Raw genomic sequence first — 18,400 nt, 5'->3', positions numbered from 1 at the left:
ACTCCCGTCTGGAAAAATTGGCCTCCGTCGCTTACCCATGAGGCAAAGGGACGTCAACAGCCGCGAAAGGCCGCCCAATGAGCAGCGAGCATTACACACCCCCTGTGAATCCCCTGCCGCCCGTCGTGATAGCTCTGGTTCTTTTCATCCTTGGGATCGAACTGGCATTCACCCTTGGTTCGCGTGGTATTGTCGGAGGGCCGTCCGCTGTGGGATGGCGTTTGGAGGCGATACAGCTTTATTCCTTTTCACCAGATATTTTTAACTGGATGATCGAAAATGGCCGCTGGCCTGTGGAACATGTGATCCGCTTTATAACATATCCGTTTGTATCGGGCAGTTTCACCCAGGCTATTTTCGTCTGCGTTTTTGTTTTGGCTATGGGCAAAATGGTTGGCGAAGTTTTTGGCGGGTTTCCGATGCTGATCATTTTTGTTTTGTCGGGGGTTGGAGGTGCGCTCGCCTATGCTTTATTGCTTGACCCGCGACACCCGCTGATCGGCGGGTTCCCCCCTGTCTATGGGCTGATCGGTGCGTTCACTTGGCTGTTGTGGCGCAAACTATCATTGGTTGGTGAAAATCAGGCCCGCGCGTTTCAGCTTATTGCAGTATTAATGGCTATCCAGTTGCTGTTTGGGCTTATTTTCGGCGGTACTTCCGATTGGGTGGCTGATTTGGGCGGTTTTGCCACAGGATTTGCCTTGTCTTTCTTTTTGGCACCAGGGGCGTGGGAGCGAATTGTCGAGCGCATACGCAGGGACTAACTAGCGTTCAACTGCGGCGCAGAGCCCTTCGGAACTCGGATATTTTAAACGCGCCAAGCAAGTGTCCGAGAAAGAAATAGGCGGCTGCAGCGACTGTAATCAACAGAAGCAGCGCCAAATAGCGCCACCCCGGTACAGAAAATGCCCAGCCGAACCCCTGAACTGCTGTGAAAAGAACGGCACCCATCCCCAAAGACGCGGCCACGATCCGCCAGGCACGGTCTTTGAAACGCTGGTCAAAACGGGCTTCATCCCCCATGTGACGCGCACCAAAAGCAAGCAGCGCGACCATCGCCCATCCTGCGACTGAGGCCGCGATGGCCGGCGCAATCCATCCAACAATAGGATAAAGACCAAATGCCAGCGACGCGTTTATAATCATGGCTCCGACAGCGTAGTGAAATGGCGCTCGGGTATTTTCACGCGCAAAAAACAGCGGTTGCACCAGTTTTTGAAGCATGAAAGCAGGCAACCCTAAACCGTATATCGTCACAGCCAGAGCCGTTGCGGTTGTGTCTTCAGGACTAAAGGCTCCCCGCTCAAAAAGGACCGAGACCAGAGGGTAGGGGATGACGACAAATGCGACGGTCGAAGGAATAGTCAAAAGAAGCGTGAACTCTCCTGCTCGTGATAGGGCGTTGCGCGCGCCGTCTTTGTCGTCAGCACGCAGGCGCCGGGAAAGGTCAGGCAGCAGAACGATACCGACGGCAATTCCAACCACTCCCAAAGGTAGCTGATACATCCTGTCGGCGGCAAACAACCAACTGACGGCTTTTTCGGTTTTCGAGGCAACGAGTTGTCCAACCACAAGATTGACTTGTGTAACGCCCATAGCCAACGCTGCTGGTATCGCGATGCGCACCATGTTGCGCATCTCGGGGCTGAGATGCGGTCGCCCCGGGCGAATTCGAATTCCTGCACGCTCAGTCGCCACCCAAACCAAAGTTAACTGAGCAACCCCAGCAAGCGGGATAACCGCGATCAGCCAGCGGATCACTTCGCCTCCGGACATTGCACCGAAAACAAGTGCAGCGCAGGCGAAAATGTTCAACAAAACTGGCGCGGCTGCGGCGGCGGCAAAGCGTCCAGTCGCATTTAAAACGCCCGAAAACAATGCTGCCAAAGACATGAAAAGGATATACGGAAAGACGATGTAACCGTAGTCGACGGCCATATCGAACCGTTCGTCGCCGTAAAAACCTTCGGCCGTTAGCCATACCAGTGCCGGCATGAACAACATGGCCAATCCGACTAACGCAAGCACCGCGACAGCCAACAAGTTGAAAGCATCCTGCGCAAATTCCCGTGCGTTTTCCTCCGCCTCCAATCTTTTAGAGAACATGGGAACAAAGGCTGCGTTAAACGCGCCCTCTGCAAAGAAGCGACGAAACATGTTGGGCAGACGAAAGGCGGCGACAAAGGCATCCATGACCGGCCCCGGTCCGATAAAAGCCGTTAACAGGATTTCTCGTAAAAACCCGAGTATTCGGCTGGCCAATGTCCAGAAGCCAACCGTGAACAACCCCGAGAAAAGGCGGATTTGTTTCATGAAGCCGCTCGCTCGGCGCCTTCGGCAATTGCCGTTCGAAGTTTGGCTTCGAGCCCTCGCTGCTTGCTTTCAGAGTGATATTTCAGCCCGAACATGTCTTTGACGTAGAAAGTGTCGACAACCTGTTCTCCATAGGTCGCAATAACCGCGTTGGCGATATAGACGTTTGCCGCTGCAAGCGTTCGGGTCAGATCATACAGCAGGCCGGGTCGGTCGCGGGTGTCGACCTCGATTATTGTGTAAATCTCGGACCCATCGTTGTCGAAAGTGATGTGGGTCGGAACATCGAAGGCGCGCTCGCGTTTTTTGATCTTATCTCGGGACTTAAGCGCATCGCTTGCGACAACCTCGCCTTTCAGCGTCTTGTGGATCATTTGCGTCAATCGAGGCAGCCGGCTGGCTTCATACGGGTGTCCGTCTGAATCTTGAACCCAGAATGCATCAGTTACGTATCCGTCTTTGGTTGTATAGCTGCGTGCATCCACAACATTGGCGCCGACCAAAGCAAGCGCACCGGCAATTCGAGCGAAAATGCCAGGGTGATCCGCCATGGCAAAGCATGCGCGTGTGGCGTCGCGGTCTTCGTCGGGATGCAGGCGAACTTCCATGTCACCTGGATCACCGCTGTGTTCCAACGCGCGTAGCATCTCGGCAAACTCAACATGCGTAGAGACGTTTAAGCCCTGCCAATAAGGTTCATAGTGGCGCCCGGTTTCCGTTTTTAAGTCAGCTTTGGACCAATCTACGAGTGCTGAGCGCAAAGCCTTTTTGGCACCGGCACCGCGGTTGGCGCGGTTGAGGTCTTCCATGCCGGTTTCCAAAGCGCGTTTGGTTTCTGCGTGCAGGGCCCTCAGCAAAGTAGCTTTCCAATTATTCCAAGTGTTGGGCCCAACGCCGCGAATGTCGCAAACCGTGAGTACGGTCAGCAGATCCAGTCTTTTCACGGTCTCGACCGCTTTGGCGAAATCTCGCACAGTCCGTGGGTCGGAAATATCGCGTTTTTGCGCCATGTCCGACATAAGCAGGTGATAGCGCACCAGCCATTCAACGGTTTCGGAGTCTGCCTTGCTCAGCCCCAACCGCGGGGCGACCTTGCGGGCGATTTGAGCGCCAAGAATAGAATGATCCTCGGGCCTACCCTTGCCGATGTCATGAAGCAAAAGTGCGACATAAAGCACTTTGCGGTTGACCCCCTCTTTCAGAATCGAGGATGCAAGCGGCAAGGACTCGATCAGTTCACCTCGTTCAATTTGGGCCAGATTTACGATGCACTGGATGATGTGTTCGTCCACGGTGTAACTGTGGTACATATTGAACTGCATCATCGCCACGATCGGTTCAAACTCTGGCAAAAATGCCGAAAGAACACCCAGTTCATTCATACGGCGCAAGGCGCGCTCTGGGTTTCCGTGTTTCAGCATAAGGTCCAGGAAGATACGCTGCGCTTCTTTGTTTTTACGCATCTCGTCATCGATCAGATCCAGATTTGCTGTGACCAAACGCATCGCATCCGGGTGGATCAGCATACCTGTACGCAGGCCCTCTTCGAACAGACGCAGCATGTTTAATTGGTCTTCGAGGAATTCATCGGGGTCACTTACGGCCAAACGGCCATGCACCATTTTGTAACCGGGTTTCACGCGGGGACGCCTGCGAAAAATACGCTCAAGCAATGGCGCGCTTTTGATGTGAGTGGCTTCAAGCTTGGTTAGAAAAATGCGGGTCAACTCGCCCACTCGGGTGGCCTCGCGGAAGTAGCGTTGCATAAAGACTTCGACTGCACGCCTGCCAGCACGGTCCTCATAACCCATGCGCTCGGCGACTTCGACCTGAAGATCGAAAGTCAGTTGTTCGGTAGCCCGCCCAGTGACCAGATGCATGTGCGCGCGAACGGCCCAAAGAAAATCTTCGGCTGCAACAAAGCCATTGAACTCTTCGGGTGTGAACAAACCCAACGGCACCAGTTCAGCCACATCGTGGACGCCATAGATGTATTTTGCGATCCAATAGAGGGACTGAAGATCACGAAGGCCACCTTTGCCTTCCTTGACATTGGGCTCGACCATGTAACGCTCACCCTGTTTGTGGTGGCGCGACTCGCGTTCTTGCAATTTTGCCTCGATGAATTCCCTCTCGCTACCTTTGAACAGTTCTTCCTTGAGGCGTTGCTCGAGTTCTTCTGCCAACGGCTTGTCGCCTGCCAAAAAGCGCTGCTCCAACATTGCGGTTCGGATCGTGAAGTCCTCGGCCCCCAGGCGCAGGCAATCCCGTGTCGTGCGTGAAGCGTGGCCAACCTTGAGCCGCAAATCCCAAAGGATATAGAGCATGGATTCAATCACGCTCTCGGCCCAAGCCGTGATTTTATATGGCGTTAGAAACAGCAGATCCACATCCGAGGAAGGGGCCATTTCTCCGCGCCCGTATCCGCCAACCGCCAGAACAGCGATCTTTTCGCCCCGCGTCGGGTTGGCCAACGGGTGTAGCCGTTCGCTTGCAACCTCGAGCGCGGTGCAAACCAATCTATCCATTAGAAAGGTATACGACCGCGTCAGTGGGCGCGCGTCAAAGGGACGGGCGGCAAATGCATCTGCGATGTTGCCGCGCCCTGTCTTTTGGGCGTCACGTAGAATGCGCACAGTTGCTGCACGCATTTCAGTGTTGTCTTTGCAATCTTCGAACGCGTTCGAAAGCTGGGCATTCACCCCGGCGCTGTCGAAAATCTCGTATTCCGGGCATATAAGCGCGCCTGTCGACGGCGGGGTTTGACCGGATTGATCAGAAGCCAGCGCCAGAGAAGCTTTGTGGGGCAGAGTCAATAACAACCACCTGTTTGTTCTGGATCGTGGCAACCGCCAGACCGCGTTCATTTGTCCCATTCGGGCGCAGACGGAAGATGCCACCGACGCCTTGGAACCCGGCGTTTTGCGTCAGAGCGGCACCTGTCAGCGCGTTCGATTTACCCTGACTAACCAACGCACCAATTGCGGCGATACCGTCATAAGCCAAGCCACTGATTGGATGCGGTGCCTCGCCGTAGGTGGCGTTGTAACGTTGGCGATAGGCCTGAGCCTTGGCTGGGTCAGGTAAGGCGAACCAACCACCCTGAACGCCCGGAAGCTCCAGCGTTTGGGAAGGTATGTCCCAACGCGTCAGACCAATATACTGCGTTGTTGCCGGGGACAGTCCGGATTCGGGCAGCAGTTGGCTGAAAAGCGGAAGGGCGCCAGCCGTGGTGGCCGTCAGGAATATCGAATCTGCCCCCGAGGAATCCATTGTGGATTTGATGGACGGGACCGCATTAATAACGCCCTGTTGCGACCGATCGAAGCCAATGGAGCCAGCATTGTTCACACGGCTGTTACTAAGTGCACCGGCGATTGCGGCTTGTCCCAATTGACCAGAGGCATCGTTGCTGTGAACGATAACCATACCACTCTTGCCTTGTTGGCCAGCAAAGCTGACGAGGCGATTGGCAGTATTTTCAAAGGTCGGTCCAAGAACGAAGACATTTCCGCCCGCAATAGTAGTGTTGTTGGAGAAGGACAGTACGTTCACACCGTTGTTCAATACAGCCAGCCCTGCTGCATTAGCAGCCTGAGCGTAAACTGGGCCCAGAATGATTTTTGCTCCGTCTGCAACAGCCTGCTGAGCTACGGCGGACGCTGTTGCAGCGCTGCCAGCGGTGTCGTACACCCTCAGGTCGATGTTGACATTTGGAAGGTCAGTCATTGCCAGGCGGGCGGCATTTTCAAGGCTTTGGGCTAAGGCGGCATCTCCGGATTGTCCTGAACCAAGCGGTACTAAAAGCGCAACAGGTACTGGTTCCGATGTGTCAATCGACGGACCGCCGGTGTTCACACCAGGCTCACATGCGGCTAGAAACACCGCTGCGGCTAGGGCCAAAACCGATTTGGTCAGTTTGCGGGCAGGCTTGCAAACAGTGAACATCTAAATGAAAACTCCTTGATCCGGCGGCCATGGATGCAGCCATTATATTGAGCCGCGATAATAAACGTCATGCTGTGAGGGTCCAGCTTTGAATTTTCAAAAGATCAGATTGGGCGCCGGCCTGTATTTTGTCGCTACTCCGATAGGGACTGCGCGGGATATCACACTCAGGGCGTTGGATGTGCTGGCTTCGGCAGACATGATAGCGGCTGAGGACACACGCAGCCTACGCAAGCTGATGGAGATCCACGGCGTCCCTTTGGCTGGTCGGCGCATTCAGGCTTACCATGATCACAGCGGTGTTGGCGCGCGAAACCGCATCATGGATGCGCTGGAACAGGGAATGTCTGTCGCTTATGCCTCAGAAGCCGGAATGCCATTAATCGCCGATCCCGGTTACGATCTTGGACGACTGGCGGCGGAAGAAGGTCATTTGGTCACTTGTGCCCCCGGACCGTCGGCCGCGATGATGGCCCTGACCCTGGCCGGGCTGCCAACGGACGCGTTCTTTTTTGCCGGCTTCCTGCCAAATTCCTCGGGTGCCAGAAAAACTAAAATTGAGGCATTGCGCGAAATACCGGGTACACTAATTTTTTATGAATCTCCCAAACGCCTGGCAGCCTGTCTTTCGGATCTTTCCCACGTTCTTGGAGAGAATCGTAAAGCCGCCATTTGTCGAGAATTGACTAAGAAATTTGAAGAAGTGAGGCGAGCCACCTTGGGCGACCTAACCGCAGAATACACGGGCAAATCTGTCAAAGGGGAAATTGTTCTGTTGGTGGATCGCGGCCATTCGCAATCTGTTAACGAATCGGAAGTAGATGAAGCTCTTGCAAAGGCCCTCGAAACCCACTCAGTCCGGGATGCAGCTGACCTTGTTTCCAAGATGTATGACGTACCGCGCCGCCCGATTTATCAGAAAGCCTTGAAATTGGGAAAGGAACGAAATGGTTAATAGGTCAGTTCGGGGCTCGGTTTCAAATCTTGTTGGACGCGCAGCTGAACAGGCCGTTGCAACTGACTATGAACGCCGAGGCTTTACCATTGCGCATCGCCGTTGGCGTGGCGCAGCGGGTGAAATCGACCTGATTGCGCGCGACACCGAAGGGCTGGTGTTCATCGAAGTCAAGAAAAGCAGTAGTTTCGAAGCCGCTGCCGCAAGAATAAACACGCGACAGATTCAGCGCATTGTTTCCGCAGCTGCGCAGTTTCTGGAGCATGAACCCGATGGGCAGCTTACGAATGTCAGGTTTGATGCAGCCCTAGTCGATGCGTCTGGTGCGGTTCAAATTATTGAAAACGCCTTCGGACACGGCTGATCGCCATTGAACCCCCGGCCACAGTGGGCCATGTATCTGGCGTTAAGACAGAGGACTCGCCATGAAAATCGCCTTTCAAATGGACCCGATTGGGGCCGTGGACATTGATGCAGACAGTTCATTCCGGCTGGCGGAGGAAGCACAGGCCCGCGGCCATGAATTGTTTTTCTACGGCCCGGATCAGCTGGCCTATCAGGAAGGGCGAGTTACGGCGCGTGCCCAAGAAATGACAATTCAGCGGGTTGCTGGCGACCCCGCAATATTGGGCCCTGAACACGAAGTCGATCTTGGCGAATTTGATGTGGTTTGGTTGCGTCAGGACCCTCCGTTCGACATGCACTACATAACCTCGACGCATTTACTGGACAGGCTTCGGGATAAGGTTTTGGTCGTTAACGACCCATTTTGGGTTAGAAACTACCCGGAAAAACTCTTGGTGCTGGATTTCCCCGAACTGACGCCGCCGACAACGATTGCGCGGGATCTGCGCACCATCAAAGCGTTTAAGGAAAAGCATGGCGATGTGATTCTGAAGCCTCTTTATGGGAATGGGGGTGCAGGGGTTTTCCGTTTGGATGCAAACGATCGAAACCTGACTTCGCTGCACGAACTTTTCACGGGCTTTTCGCGAGAACCTTTAATTGTTCAGAAATTCCTGCCTGATGTCAGTAACGGCGACAAGCGTGTCATTTTAGTCGACGGTGAACCTGTCGGTGCGATCAATCGTGTTCCGGCCGAAGGGGAAACCAGGTCCAACATGCATGTTGGAGGACGGCCTGAAAAGATTAGCCTTTCGGAAAGAGATTTGGAGATTTGCGCTGCAATTGGCCCTCTGTTGAAGGAAAAGGGACAGATTTTCGTCGGTATCGACGTGATCGGAGACTATCTGACCGAGATAAATGTGACGTCGCCAACTGGCATTCAGGAATTGGAGCGGTTCGATGGCGTAAATGTTGCGGGGAAGATCTGGGATGCAATCGAGGCTAAACTCTAAACTGCAATCTGGGCGCTGATGCGAAAGCTCAGCGCCTCGGCCACGTGGTGCCGCTGGATGTCGATGGTGCCCTCAAGATCTGCGATAGTGCGCGCGACCCGCATTATTCGGTGAAACGCTCGAGCGGAGAGGCCGAAACGGTTTGCTGCCTGTATCAGTAATTCTTTACCCTCGTTTTGTAATACCGCGACTTCTTCAAGTAATTTACCCTCGGCGTCCGCGTTTTGTCGCGCGGTAGGGATGTTCCTAAACCGATCAGCCTGAATAACGCGGGCTTTTTCAACGCGTTTAGCCACCACTGCAGAAGTATCGCCTGACGGTGGTAGATCCAGATCCGTGAAGCTAACAGGCGGAACCTCAATCCGCAGGTCGAATCGGTCCATCAGCGGACCAGATATTCGGGCAAGATAGTCTTCACCGCAGACTGGCGCCCGGGAACAAGCGCGGGACGGATCAGTCAAGTATCCGCATTTGCAGGGATTGGCAGCCGCGACCAGCATGAATCGGCATGGGTATTTCACATGAGCATTTGCCCGTGCGACCATGACTTCACCTGTTTCGATCGGCTGGCGCAGCGTTTCCAACACGGTGCGCGGAAACTCTGGAAATTCGTCCATGAACAGAACACCATTATGAGCCAGAGAAATCTCGCCGGGTTTGGCTCCCTTGCCGCCACCGACAATGGCCGCCATCGAGGCGGTATGATGAGGCTCCCGAAACGGTCGCGCGCGACTGATACCGCCTTCATCGAGCAGCCCGCACAACGAGTGTATCATCGAGGTTTCGAGGGCTTCGGCGGGCGAGAGTGGGGGTAAGATACCCGGAAGACGCGCGGCCAACATAGATTTTCCTGAACCCGGTGTTCCGGTCATGATCAAGTGGTGCCGCCCCGCCGCAGCAATTTCCAACGCTCGCTTGGCTCGCTCCTGTCCTCTCACGTCTCGCAGATCGCGCTCGCCCTGCGCTAACCTGACCTCTCCTGGTTGGGCGACCTCCAGAGGAGACTGCCCAGAGAAATGGCGCACAACATCACCAAGCGAACCTGCTCCAATCACTTGTGTGGCTTCGACCCAGGCCGCCTCGGCGCTCGAGGCGCGTGGACAGACCAGAATGCGATTTTCAGTGGCCGCAGTCATGGCGGCGGGTAGGGCGCCGACAACGGGTGCCAATGACCCATCCAAAGAAAGTTCACCAAGCGCAACGGCACTTTCTGCTGCGTCAGACGGGATGATTTCGAGGGCTGACAAAAATGCGACTGCGATCGGTAGATCGAAATGGCTGCCCTCTTTGGGGAGGTCGGCAGGAGAAAGGTTTATGGTGATCCGCTTGGAAGGAAGCGCAATGGCCATCGAACTAAGGGCACTGCGCACTCTTTCACGAGCCTCCGAGACGGCTTTGTCAGGCAGGCCGACAATCGAAAATGCAGGCAGGCCCGGCGAGACGGCGCATTGCACTTCAACTGGCCGGGCATCGACACCTTGGAACGCGACTGTATGGGCGCGAGCTACCATGTTTCCTCCGCTTCGAACCTGATTGTGGTTAACAGAGGGTTACTGGCATGGGTGCGGTTTAAGAATGGTTAACAGAACTCACCATCTTTTCAAATTTCGGCCATGCTTGAGGATCGGAGAGCGTCTTGTCCCTACAGAACGCATTGCAAAAGCCCCAGATTCGTCCGTTCAGCTTTAGAAAATGCGTGACGGGTTTTCCTGAATACGGGCAAGCGGAATTGATTGATGGCCCATCAGTTGCAGGCATGGCGCTCGAAGTTTCTCCAATCGGCCAAGGTACCGAAGGGAGGTTCTGATTATACGGAAAAGGATCGTACTTTACCGTCATTCCCATCGCGCGCCACTGTCGAACCGATATATCTGCCAGCAATTGCAGGCAATATTCACGATTTTGTTCAGAAACTGGCAGATCATACCCGATGATCCGTGCCGCCACAGGTGTGTAAAACACGTCAGCTAGAGAGTAGGTTTCAAACAGAGGTCCCTGCTTCGCCCCGGAGACCGACCGAGCATGCTGCCATAGCAACTCAATGCGCTTCAGGTCTGTCAGAGTTTCAGCCGTTGGCGCAAACCTTCTCCAACAATGTAACAATTGCATCGGACATTCAGAACGCAGCGCAGCGAAACCAGCTACCATTTCCGAACACAACCAGCGGGCTGTCGCGCGGGCCGTGGCGTTTTGCGGCCAAAGATTTGCTTCAGGGTGACGTTCAGCCAGCGTCTCTGCGATCGCAAGGCTTTCACCAACAACAATACCGTCTGGCAGACGTAGGGCCGGAACAAGGCGGGCCGGTGAAACTTGTGCCATGTCCTCAGCCATCGAGCCGGAATACAAGCCGACCATGTGGGTGCGATACGGCAAACCGAACTTTTTCAGCATCAGCCAACCACGCAAGGACCAACTGGAAAACAAGCGGTCACCGATAAAGAGTTCGTAAGTCATGTACTGACGATGGCGAACGTAGTGCCAGCAGTAAATCAGAGAATTGTGCGTTACTTGATCACGGACAGTGATTGATCCGACCAACGGTCCAACTATTGGTGGATCGTGTAATTTCGGTAACGGAAAGATTATCGATCCGATGCGAAAACGCTTCCTTAGCATTAACGTTTAGGGCGCGCTGGACCTGAGTCAGAATGACCCCAAAATGCGCAACTACAATCAAGTCACGACCCACGTGCTGGTCGATCAGGTTGTCAATTACAGCATCCACTCTGGTACAGACTTCGTTCCAGCTTTCGCCATGTGGGGGGCGGACATCACCTGGGGCGTCCCAATAGGCTAAGGCCAATTCTGGATCATCGGCCTCGATCTCGGCGAAAGAGCGCATTTCCCACGCCCCAAAATTTATTTCGCGCAGGTCACGGTTATGGGGCAAACGGAACCGTTGGCCTTGAATAGCAGAAGCAGTATCGGCGGCACGTGACAGGTCGGATGAGATGACCACCGCATCCGAGGGCAAGTGCGAGTGCAGCCTGTCAATGGCGACGAGATCGCTTAGGTCAGCGGGTATGTCCGACCAACCGACCATGGCTTTGGCGTGGGTCGGGCCATGGCGGACAAGGTGCAAACGTGTCATGGTAATTGACCTTTTAGTACAACCGGCAAGCCTGCGGTGACCTGCACCACTAGATCAGCTTGTGCCGCCAGTGCGATATTCAAACGTCCCTGCATTTCGCGAAACTGCCGGGCAAGCGTGTTTTCCGGAACGATGCCGTGCCCAACCTCATTGGACACTACTACAAGTTCTGCCGGGCAATTGCGTAAAGCATCCAAAAGCGCTGTTTGTTCCATTTCAAGATCGCTTCCAGCAAGCAGGTGGTTTGTCAGCCACATCGTCGCGCAATCGACTAGTCCAATCTGGTTACTGTCCATGTCGCGAATTTTTGAGATCAGGTCGAAGGGCACTTCAATCGTGGACCATCCTTCCCCGCGTTGCGCAATATGTTGCTTAATTTTTAGGCGCATCTCTTCATCAAACACTTGTGATGTCGCAAGGTAAACGCGTTTTTTTCCTGACATGACAACAAGTTGTTCGGCAAATGAGGATTTTCCCGATGCAGCGCCACCCAGGACAAAGGTTAAATCAGGACGCACTATAATTACCTTTCTGGTGATCCACCTAGTGCTGCCCTGCGTATCGACCACAGGTCGGCAAGGCAAGCCCGGCCAGCGCCGACAAAAATGGGAGAGTTGCATGGCACTGGACAACGCAAAAGATTTTTCGATGTCCCGACAGGCGATGAAGGCCGAGTTGCTGGACGCAGAGACGGAATTGAAGTTGGCTTACGCTTGGCGGGACAATCGGGACGAACAAGCCCTTCATCGATTGATCACTGCTTATATGCGATTGGCAATTTCAATGGCGGCAAAGTTCAAACGTTACGGCGCGCCCATGAACGACCTTATTCAAGAGGCTGGTTTGGGCCTGATGAAGGCCGCCGACAAGTTTGACCCTGATCGCGGAGTTCGATTTTCCACTTATGCAGTTTGGTGGATCAAGGCCAGCATTCAGGACTACGTTATGCGAAACTGGTCAATGGTGCGCACTGGGTCTACTTCAGCGCAAAAATCGCTGTTTTTCAATATGCGCCGGGTTCAGGCACGTTTGGAGCGCGAAGCCGCAACCGAGGGCCAGAAGTTGGATCGGCATCAGCTTCATCAATTGATAGCTGCCGAAATTGGAGTGCCCTTGCGGGACGTTGAAATGATGGAAGGGCGTCTTTCCGGATCGGATTTTTCCCTGAACGCTGTTCAGTCGGTGGATGACGAAGGGAGAGAATGGATTGATGCGCTGGAAGACGACAGCGAACAGGCGGCCGACACGGTCGAGCACAGTCACGACACCGAGCAATTGCGCACTTGGTTGGTTGCCGCGATGCAAGCTTTGAACGAACGGGAACGTTTCATCGTGCGTGAACGGAAACTGCGCGAACCAGCCCGCACCTTGGAAAGTCTTGGCCATGAACTGGGTCTTTCAAAAGAGCGCGTCCGCCAGCTTGAGGCGGCGGCATTTGTGAAAATGCGCAAGAACCTTGAAGCGCAATCACGTGAGGTGCAACACTTCTTCGCATGAGACTGATTGCGATTCTCGCGTGCATTTGCACGGTTACCAGTGTAATGGTTCGGCAAGGCCATGCGCAGGAACTTTTAACTGCTGAACTGATTGCGGAAATGCAATCTGCCGATGTTGTCATTCTTGGGGAAATTCACGACAACCCTCGGCACCATCTGGTGCAAACCGAGGCCATTAAGTCCCTGTCTCCGACTGCTGTTGTTTGGGAGATGGTAACAGAAGAGGGTGCTCAGCGGCTTGCTCAAAAGGCCGCAACCAATCCCGAGGAACTGTCTCGAATGCTGAGATGGGCCGAGTCAGGTTGGCCCCCGTTAAGCATGTATTATCCAATTTTTCAGGCATCTAATGCTCCGGTTTATGGTGCTATGGTGCCGCGCGCAGCAGCCAGAGCTGCGATGGAACGGGGCGCGGCCACGGCTTTGGGTGCAGACGCGGCGCGTTACGGGTTGACGGTGCCGTTAGCGCCGGAAGACCAAGCAGCCCGCGAGGCTGATCAATTGGCTGCACATTGCGACGCTATTCCCACTGAGGATTTACCCCAGATGGTTGCGATCCAACGTCTTCGTGATGCTGTTTTGACGCGATCGATCTTACGCGCCACAGAAGAAACCGGCGGTCCTGTTGCAGTTATTACGGGTAACGGCCACGCACGGAAGGACCGTGGAATTCCAACCTTTTTGTCCCGCATGCGCCCCGGCTTGAAAGTCTTCGTGTTGGGTCAGTCCGAGGATGGCGTTGTAGACGGAGAGTTCGACGCCGTAATTGACAGCCCGGCAGTCGATCGCGAGGACCCCTGCAAAGCTTTTGAAGCACAGAATTAACTGCTGGAACTCTGGTCGAGCGTTGCCTAATGTCAGGGCCGTCCGGTACGGGAAGGGCTGATCATGCTGGCATCCAAACGTATTCTGCTGATTATAGGCGGCGGAATCGCGGCTTATAAATCGCTGGATTTAATCCGTCGGTTGAAAGAACGCGGTGCAGGCGTGATACCGGTTCTGACCCACGCCGCAGAGGAATTTGTTACACCTTTGTCGGTTTCAGCTTTGTCCGGTGAAAAAACCTATCGCGACCTGTTCGACCTCACGGATGAGGCCGAGATGGGTCACATCCAGCTTTCAAGATCCGCAGATTTGATCGTAGTCGCGCCCACAACGGCCGACTTGATGGGAAAAATGGCATCCGGGCTGGCGAATGATCTGGCTTCGACTCTCTTGATGGCGACCGACACACGTGTTCTGTGCGCCCCAGCCATGAACGTACGAATGTGGAATCATCCGGCTACGCAACGCAATCTTAAACAGTTGCGGGAAGACGGGGTGCGATTCGTCGGGCCCAACGAAGGCGATATGGCTTGCGGGGAATTTGGGCCGGGGCGGATGTCGGAACCCTTGGAAATCGTTGCAGCGATCGAGGCGGAACTGACCGCAGGCCCTTTGAAAGGTAAGCGGATTCTAGTCACATCCGGTCCAACGCATGAGCCGATTGACCCGGTGCGCTATATCGCCAATCGATCTTCTGGGGCTCAGGGAACCGCGATTGCCCGCGCCCTATCTGCAATGGGGGCCGAAGTAATTTTTGTTACCGGTCCGGCAGATGTTCAACCTCCGGAGGGAGTTCAGGTTGTTCCCGTCGAGACTGCACAGCAGATGTCGGATGCCGTAGATAACGCTTTGCCGGTGGACGCAGGAGTTTTTACGGCGGCGGTTGCCGACTGGCGGGTCGCCGGAGTTTCAGACCGAAAGCTGAAGAAGAGTCGCGACGGCTTGCCGACATTGGAGTTTTCTGAGAACCCCGACATCCTGAAACGCGTATCTAATTTGGAGAAGAACCGCCCCTCTCTCGTTGTTGGGTTTGCCGCGGAAACAGATAACGTGGTTGAACATGCCTCAGCTAAACGTGAACGAAAGGGCTGTGACTGGATCGTTGCCAATGATGTCAGCCCAACGACCGGCATTATGGGCGGGTCCGAAAACGCGGTGACCCTGATTACGGGTCAAGGAACTGAGGAATGGCCGCGCATGAGTAAAGATTTGGTGGCAAATCGGTTGGCTCAAAAAATTGCCGATGCATTGTCGGAATGAATTGCGGAGCCAGATGTTGAAACGAAAGGTGCGCAGATGGTCGCAATTCATGTGATCCATGAGGATTGGGCTGATAGGTCCGTGGCCTTGCCCTGCTATGAATCTGCAGGCGCGGCTGGTGCGGATGTACGGGCCAATATACCTGATCGTGGCACTATCGTTTTGCAACCCGGAAATCGCGCATTGGTGCCAACAGGTCTAAGGATCGAGATACCAACGGGATTTGAGGTACAGGTTCGTCCACGATCAGGTCTCGCTCTTAAACATGGGATCACTTTGCCAAACACTCCGGGCACCATCGACAGTGATTATCGCGGACCGCTGGGTGTCATCGTTTTGAATGCAGGGCAGGAAAGGTTCGAAATAAATCACGGAGATCGCATTGCCCAACTCATAGTGGCGCCTGTAGTGCAGGCTGTTTTTGAGATCGCAGAGAACTTGGGCGAAACAGCGCGTGGGGCGGGCGGATTTGGCTCGACTGGGCGCGGCTGATGCTGCTTGTCCTGGCTTTGGCTGCGGGTTTGTGGGGCATTGGTCTCTTTGCCGGTGTGTCGCGGACGGCCCGATTTGTATCCGTTTCAGTACTGCTCTTGGGAGTGATCATTGCCCAACTGTCATTACCTGACCAGCACCCGCTGCGCGAGGCTACCGGTGGCTCTGCCGCGATGTGGTTCATTCTGGTCGGATTTGCAGTTCTGATCCTGATGTACGGAAAGGTATTGAAGGTGCTTCGAAACCGCGCCGTTCCAGTTTCTACGCAACAAATCACCGCGCCGTCGGACAAGTTCAGTGAAACTGAATTGGACCGCTATGCCCGCCACATCGTCCTGCGTGAATTGGGAGGCCCGGGTCAGAAACGCTTGAAACAGTCACGCGTTCTGGTGATCGGTGCCGGCGGACTGGGCGCACCCGCGTTGCAATACCTTGCCGCAGCAGGTGTTGGTACAATCGGCGTAATTGATGACGATGTTGTTGAGAACGCCAACCTTCAAAGACAGGTGATACATCGCGACGCCGATATTGGAATGCCTAAAGTATTTTCTGCACAACAAGCGATGCTAGCGCAAAATCCTAACGTCGATGTTCTGCCATATCATCGGCGGTTGACCGAAGAGATTGCTGAGGACCTGTTTTCGGATTTTGGCCTTGTCCTTGACGGCACCGATAATTTCGAAACGCGGTATTTGTCTAATCGAACTGCGGTCAGACTGGGCAAGCCCTTAATTTCGGGGGCATTGTCGCAGTGGGAAGGGCAACTGAGTGTATTTGACCCTGCTACGACCGGCCCCTGCTATCAATGTATATTCCCAGAAGCTCCGGCAGCAGGGCTAGCACCATCCTGCGCCGAGGCTGGTGTCATTGGCCCCTTGCCGGGTGTAGTAGGGTCCATGATGGCGGTGGAAGCGATTAAGGTGGTCACGGGTGCCGGGCAAGCACTACGCGGTGAGATGCTAATCTATGACGCGCTTTATGGTGAAAGCCGAAAGATCGCATTGACGCGAAGAGCAGATTGCCCGATTTGCGGCGACAAATAACCAATAATCTATTTCCGGGCCGGCTCTGGATCATTATTCCGGGCGCTCCTAGGTATACGGTCAAAGGAGACTTGCATGACCAACCCAATTCTTTCTGAGTGGAACACTCCGTTCAAGATCGCGCCATTTGCTGAAATCTCTGACGAAGATTTTGCGCCTGCGCTTGAGCAAGCCATGGGGGTTCACAACGCCCAAATTGATGCAATTGCTTCGGCGACGGAAACTCCGAATTTTGTAAACACGATTGAAGCGTTGGAAGCGGCAGGCGAACAGATGGATAAGGTCCTGTCGGTTTTCTACTCGGTCGCGGGAGCGGATAGCAATCCAAGGCGCGAAGAATTGCAACGCGAGTTCTCTCCTAAACTTTCCGAGCATTATTCGGGTATTTCGTCGAACAAAACGTTGTTTCGGCGGGTAGCAGACTTATGGAACCGTCGTGAACACCTGGATCTGACCGACGAACAGAAACGCATTCTTTTTCTGACCTACCGTGGTTTCGTGCGCGCAGGGGCAGCACTGCAAGGAGAGCAAGACACCCGGATGCAAGAAATAAAGGCCCGACTGGCCTTGTTGGGCACATCCTTTACGCAAAATCTTCTGGCGGATGAGCGGGATTGGTACATGGAGTTGAATGAGGACGATTTATTGGGCTTACCAGACTTCGTCGTAAGTTCCGCACGTTCGGCAGGGCAAGAAAAGGGTTCTGACGGTCCTGTTGTGACACTTTCGCGTTCTTTGATCGTGCCATTTCTGCAGTTTTCGCCACGGCGTGACCTCCGTGAAAAAGCCTATCGCGCATGGGTTTCCCGCGGTGCAAATGGCGGTGAAACCGACAACCGAGAGATAGCGGCCGAGATACTGGGCTTGCGGCAGGAAAGGGCAAAGCTATTGGGTTACGACAGCTTTGCCGAATATAAGCTGGAAACCGAGATGGCACGGACGCCGGATCGTGTGCGTGATCTTTTGATGCAAGTCTGGGAACCAGCCAAAATGCGGGCGGATGCAGATGCTGAAACCCTGACCGCGATGATGCGGGACGATGGCGTTAATGGCCCGCTGGAAGCTTGGGATTGGCGCTACTACGCTGAAAAGCGGCGCAAGGCTGAACATGACTTGGATGAAGCTTCGCTCAAGCCGTATTTGCAGTTGAACCGAATGATCGAGGCTGCGTTTGACTGTGCCAACCGCCTGTTCGGTTTGGCATTTAAACCATTGGATGTGCCGCTTTACCACCCCGACTGCCGCGCTTGGGAGGTGACAAGGGAAGGTCGTCATATTGCGGTGTTTATAGGCGATTACTTCGCGCGCGGCTCAAAACGATCTGGTGCGTGGTGCAGCGCGATGCGTAGTCAGGCGAAATTTCCGGTGGAACAGGCGCCAATCGTTATCAATGTTTGCAACTTTGCCAAAGGTGATCCGGCGTTGCTGTCTTATGACGACGCGCGGACATTGTTTCACGAATTTGGTCATGCGCTGCACCAAATGTTGTCGAACGTGACCTACGAAAGCATCTCGGGCACCAGTGTGGCGCGTGATTTCGTGGAACTGCCCAGCCAGCTTTACGAACATTGGCTGGATGTCCCCGAGGTATTGGCGGAATTTGCGACGCATGCTGATACGGG

At 54.4% G+C, this 18,400-nt stretch carries 17 protein-coding genes; 10 read left to right on the top strand and 7 right to left on the bottom strand.

All coding sequences use genetic code 11. From position 1 onward, the window contains the following. Nucleotides 1-77 precede the first annotated feature (77 nt). Nucleotides 78-764, top strand: a complete 687-nt coding sequence (locus tag AC2FNE_RS16340) for a rhomboid family intramembrane serine protease (protein ID WP_170606063.1) — start codon at nucleotides 78-80, stop codon at nucleotides 762-764. A 7-nt stretch (nucleotides 765-771) separates the two neighbouring features. Here the strand turns inward: AC2FNE_RS16340 and murJ are convergent, their stop codons facing one another. The 3 genes from murJ to AC2FNE_RS16325 are packed head-to-tail and all read right to left on the bottom strand — an operon-like array spanning nucleotide 772 to nucleotide 6,261. Further along, on the bottom strand, nucleotides 772-2,313 hold the full coding sequence (gene murJ, locus AC2FNE_RS16335; protein ID WP_496805807.1) for a murein biosynthesis integral membrane protein MurJ: 1,542 nt from the start codon (nucleotides 2,311-2,313) through the stop codon (nucleotides 772-774). Then, nucleotides 2,310-5,129 (bottom strand): [protein-PII] uridylyltransferase, encoded by a 2,820-nt coding sequence (locus AC2FNE_RS16330; RefSeq protein WP_496805806.1) that lies wholly within the window; start codon nucleotides 5,127-5,129, stop codon nucleotides 2,310-2,312. Before AC2FNE_RS16330 ends, murJ begins: the two co-directional genes overlap by 4 nt. Beyond that, nucleotides 5,089-6,261: a penicillin-binding protein activator gene (locus AC2FNE_RS16325; protein WP_170475061.1), complete on the bottom strand. Its 1,173-nt coding sequence runs from the start codon at nucleotides 6,259-6,261 to the stop codon at nucleotides 5,089-5,091. The genes AC2FNE_RS16330 and AC2FNE_RS16325 overlap by 41 nt, the downstream gene beginning before the upstream one ends. 88 nt (nucleotides 6,262-6,349) lie before the next feature. On the opposite strand from AC2FNE_RS16325, the gene rsmI reads away from it, so the two are divergent. The 3 genes from rsmI to gshB all read left to right on the top strand — a co-directional run bounded on the left by rsmI (nucleotide 6,350) and on the right by gshB (nucleotide 8,574). Next, nucleotides 6,350-7,216, top strand: coding sequence for a 16S rRNA (cytidine(1402)-2'-O)-methyltransferase (gene rsmI, locus AC2FNE_RS16320; RefSeq protein ID WP_496805805.1), 867 nt, complete (start codon nucleotides 6,350-6,352; stop codon nucleotides 7,214-7,216). Further along, nucleotides 7,209-7,580: a YraN family protein gene (locus AC2FNE_RS16315; protein ID WP_170606068.1), complete on the top strand. Its 372-nt coding sequence runs from the start codon at nucleotides 7,209-7,211 to the stop codon at nucleotides 7,578-7,580. Before rsmI ends, AC2FNE_RS16315 begins: the two co-directional genes overlap by 8 nt. 61 nt (nucleotides 7,581-7,641) lie before the next feature. Then, nucleotides 7,642-8,574: a glutathione synthase gene (gene gshB / locus AC2FNE_RS16310; RefSeq protein ID WP_170475069.1), complete on the top strand. Its 933-nt coding sequence runs from the start codon at nucleotides 7,642-7,644 to the stop codon at nucleotides 8,572-8,574. Here gshB and AC2FNE_RS16305 read toward each other — a convergent pair. The 4 genes from AC2FNE_RS16305 to cobU are packed head-to-tail and all read right to left on the bottom strand — an operon-like array spanning nucleotide 8,571 to nucleotide 12,183. Then, a complete protein-coding gene (locus AC2FNE_RS16305) occupies nucleotides 8,571-10,085 on the bottom strand; it encodes a YifB family Mg chelatase-like AAA ATPase (RefSeq protein ID WP_496805804.1) in 1,515 nt (504 codons plus the stop codon). The two genes, gshB and AC2FNE_RS16305, sit on opposite strands and share 4 nt — an antisense overlap. Before the next feature lie 58 nt (nucleotides 10,086-10,143). Next, entirely contained in the window at nucleotides 10,144-11,028 is an 885-nt protein-coding gene (locus AC2FNE_RS16300) for a glutathione S-transferase N-terminal domain-containing protein (protein WP_496805803.1), read from the bottom strand. A 58-nt stretch (nucleotides 11,029-11,086) separates the two neighbouring features. Next, entirely contained in the window at nucleotides 11,087-11,665 is a 579-nt protein-coding gene (locus AC2FNE_RS16295; protein ID WP_170606072.1) for a histidine phosphatase family protein, read from the bottom strand. Next, nucleotides 11,662-12,183, bottom strand: coding sequence for a bifunctional adenosylcobinamide kinase/adenosylcobinamide-phosphate guanylyltransferase (gene cobU / locus AC2FNE_RS16290; RefSeq protein ID WP_170606074.1), 522 nt, complete (start codon nucleotides 12,181-12,183; stop codon nucleotides 11,662-11,664). Before cobU ends, AC2FNE_RS16295 begins: the two co-directional genes overlap by 4 nt. A gap of 100 nt (nucleotides 12,184-12,283) precedes the next feature. Here cobU and AC2FNE_RS16285 point away from each other — a divergent pair, with 100 nt between their 5' ends. The 6 genes from AC2FNE_RS16285 to AC2FNE_RS16260 form a co-directional block, all read left to right on the top strand. Continuing rightward, the gene (locus tag AC2FNE_RS16285) at nucleotides 12,284-13,162 is read left to right on the top strand and encodes an RNA polymerase factor sigma-32 (RefSeq protein ID WP_170475084.1); all 879 of its coding nucleotides are present in this window, start codon (nucleotides 12,284-12,286) and stop codon (nucleotides 13,160-13,162) included. Between the two features lie 44 nt (nucleotides 13,163-13,206). Next, entirely contained in the window at nucleotides 13,207-13,983 is a 777-nt protein-coding gene (locus tag AC2FNE_RS16280; RefSeq protein WP_437436822.1) for a ChaN family lipoprotein, read from the top strand. 63 nt (nucleotides 13,984-14,046) lie between these two features. After that, a complete protein-coding gene (coaBC, locus tag AC2FNE_RS16275) occupies nucleotides 14,047-15,243 on the top strand; it encodes a bifunctional phosphopantothenoylcysteine decarboxylase/phosphopantothenate--cysteine ligase CoaBC (protein ID WP_496805802.1) in 1,197 nt (398 codons plus the stop codon). A gap of 36 nt (nucleotides 15,244-15,279) precedes the next feature. Next, nucleotides 15,280-15,735 carry a dUTP diphosphatase gene (dut, locus tag AC2FNE_RS16270; RefSeq protein WP_170475090.1) on the top strand — a complete coding sequence of 152 codons (456 nt, stop codon included), beginning with the start codon at nucleotides 15,280-15,282 and terminating at the stop codon, nucleotides 15,733-15,735. Next, nucleotides 15,735-16,778, top strand: a complete 1,044-nt coding sequence (locus AC2FNE_RS16265; protein WP_496805801.1) for a HesA/MoeB/ThiF family protein — start codon at nucleotides 15,735-15,737, stop codon at nucleotides 16,776-16,778. Before dut ends, AC2FNE_RS16265 begins: the two co-directional genes overlap by 1 nt. Nucleotides 16,779-16,853: 75 nt before the next feature. Then, the coding region (locus AC2FNE_RS16260; RefSeq protein ID WP_496805800.1) for a M3 family metallopeptidase at nucleotides 16,854-18,400 on the top strand (1,547 nt) is incomplete at its 3' end.

Source organism: Ruegeria sp. YKSD179, assembly GCF_059612885.1.
This window is presented reverse-complemented; position numbering and strand designations above follow the sequence as displayed.

What these genes read in the sequence shown, in the direction of transcription:
- AC2FNE_RS16265 (WP_496805801.1), top strand. Translation starts at nt 15,735, where the DNA reads ATGCTGCTTGTCCTGGCTTTGGCTGCGGGTTTGTGGGGCATTGGTCTC.
- gshB (WP_170475069.1), top strand. Translation starts at nt 7,642, where the DNA reads ATGAAAATCGCCTTTCAAATGGACCCGATTGGGGCCGTGGACATTGAT.
- AC2FNE_RS16315 (WP_170606068.1), top strand. Translation starts at nt 7,209, where the DNA reads ATGGTTAATAGGTCAGTTCGGGGCTCGGTTTCAAATCTTGTTGGACGC.
- AC2FNE_RS16300 (WP_496805803.1), bottom strand. Translation starts at nt 11,028, where the DNA reads ATGACTTACGAACTCTTTATCGGTGACCGCTTGTTTTCCAGTTGGTCC.
- AC2FNE_RS16280 (WP_437436822.1), top strand. Translation starts at nt 13,207, where the DNA reads ATGGTTCGGCAAGGCCATGCGCAGGAACTTTTAACTGCTGAACTGATT.
- AC2FNE_RS16305 (WP_496805804.1), bottom strand. Translation starts at nt 10,085, where the DNA reads ATGGTAGCTCGCGCCCATACAGTCGCGTTCCAAGGTGTCGATGCCCGG.
- murJ (WP_496805807.1), bottom strand. Translation starts at nt 2,313, where the DNA reads ATGAAACAAATCCGCCTTTTCTCGGGGTTGTTCACGGTTGGCTTCTGG.
- coaBC (WP_496805802.1), top strand. Translation starts at nt 14,047, where the DNA reads ATGCTGGCATCCAAACGTATTCTGCTGATTATAGGCGGCGGAATCGCG.
- AC2FNE_RS16325 (WP_170475061.1), bottom strand. Translation starts at nt 6,261, where the DNA reads ATGTTCACTGTTTGCAAGCCTGCCCGCAAACTGACCAAATCGGTTTTG.
- AC2FNE_RS16285 (WP_170475084.1), top strand. Translation starts at nt 12,284, where the DNA reads ATGGCACTGGACAACGCAAAAGATTTTTCGATGTCCCGACAGGCGATG.
- AC2FNE_RS16295 (WP_170606072.1), bottom strand. Translation starts at nt 11,665, where the DNA reads ATGACACGTTTGCACCTTGTCCGCCATGGCCCGACCCACGCCAAAGCC.
- dut (WP_170475090.1), top strand. Translation starts at nt 15,280, where the DNA reads ATGGTCGCAATTCATGTGATCCATGAGGATTGGGCTGATAGGTCCGTG.
- AC2FNE_RS16340 (WP_170606063.1), top strand. Translation starts at nt 78, where the DNA reads ATGAGCAGCGAGCATTACACACCCCCTGTGAATCCCCTGCCGCCCGTC.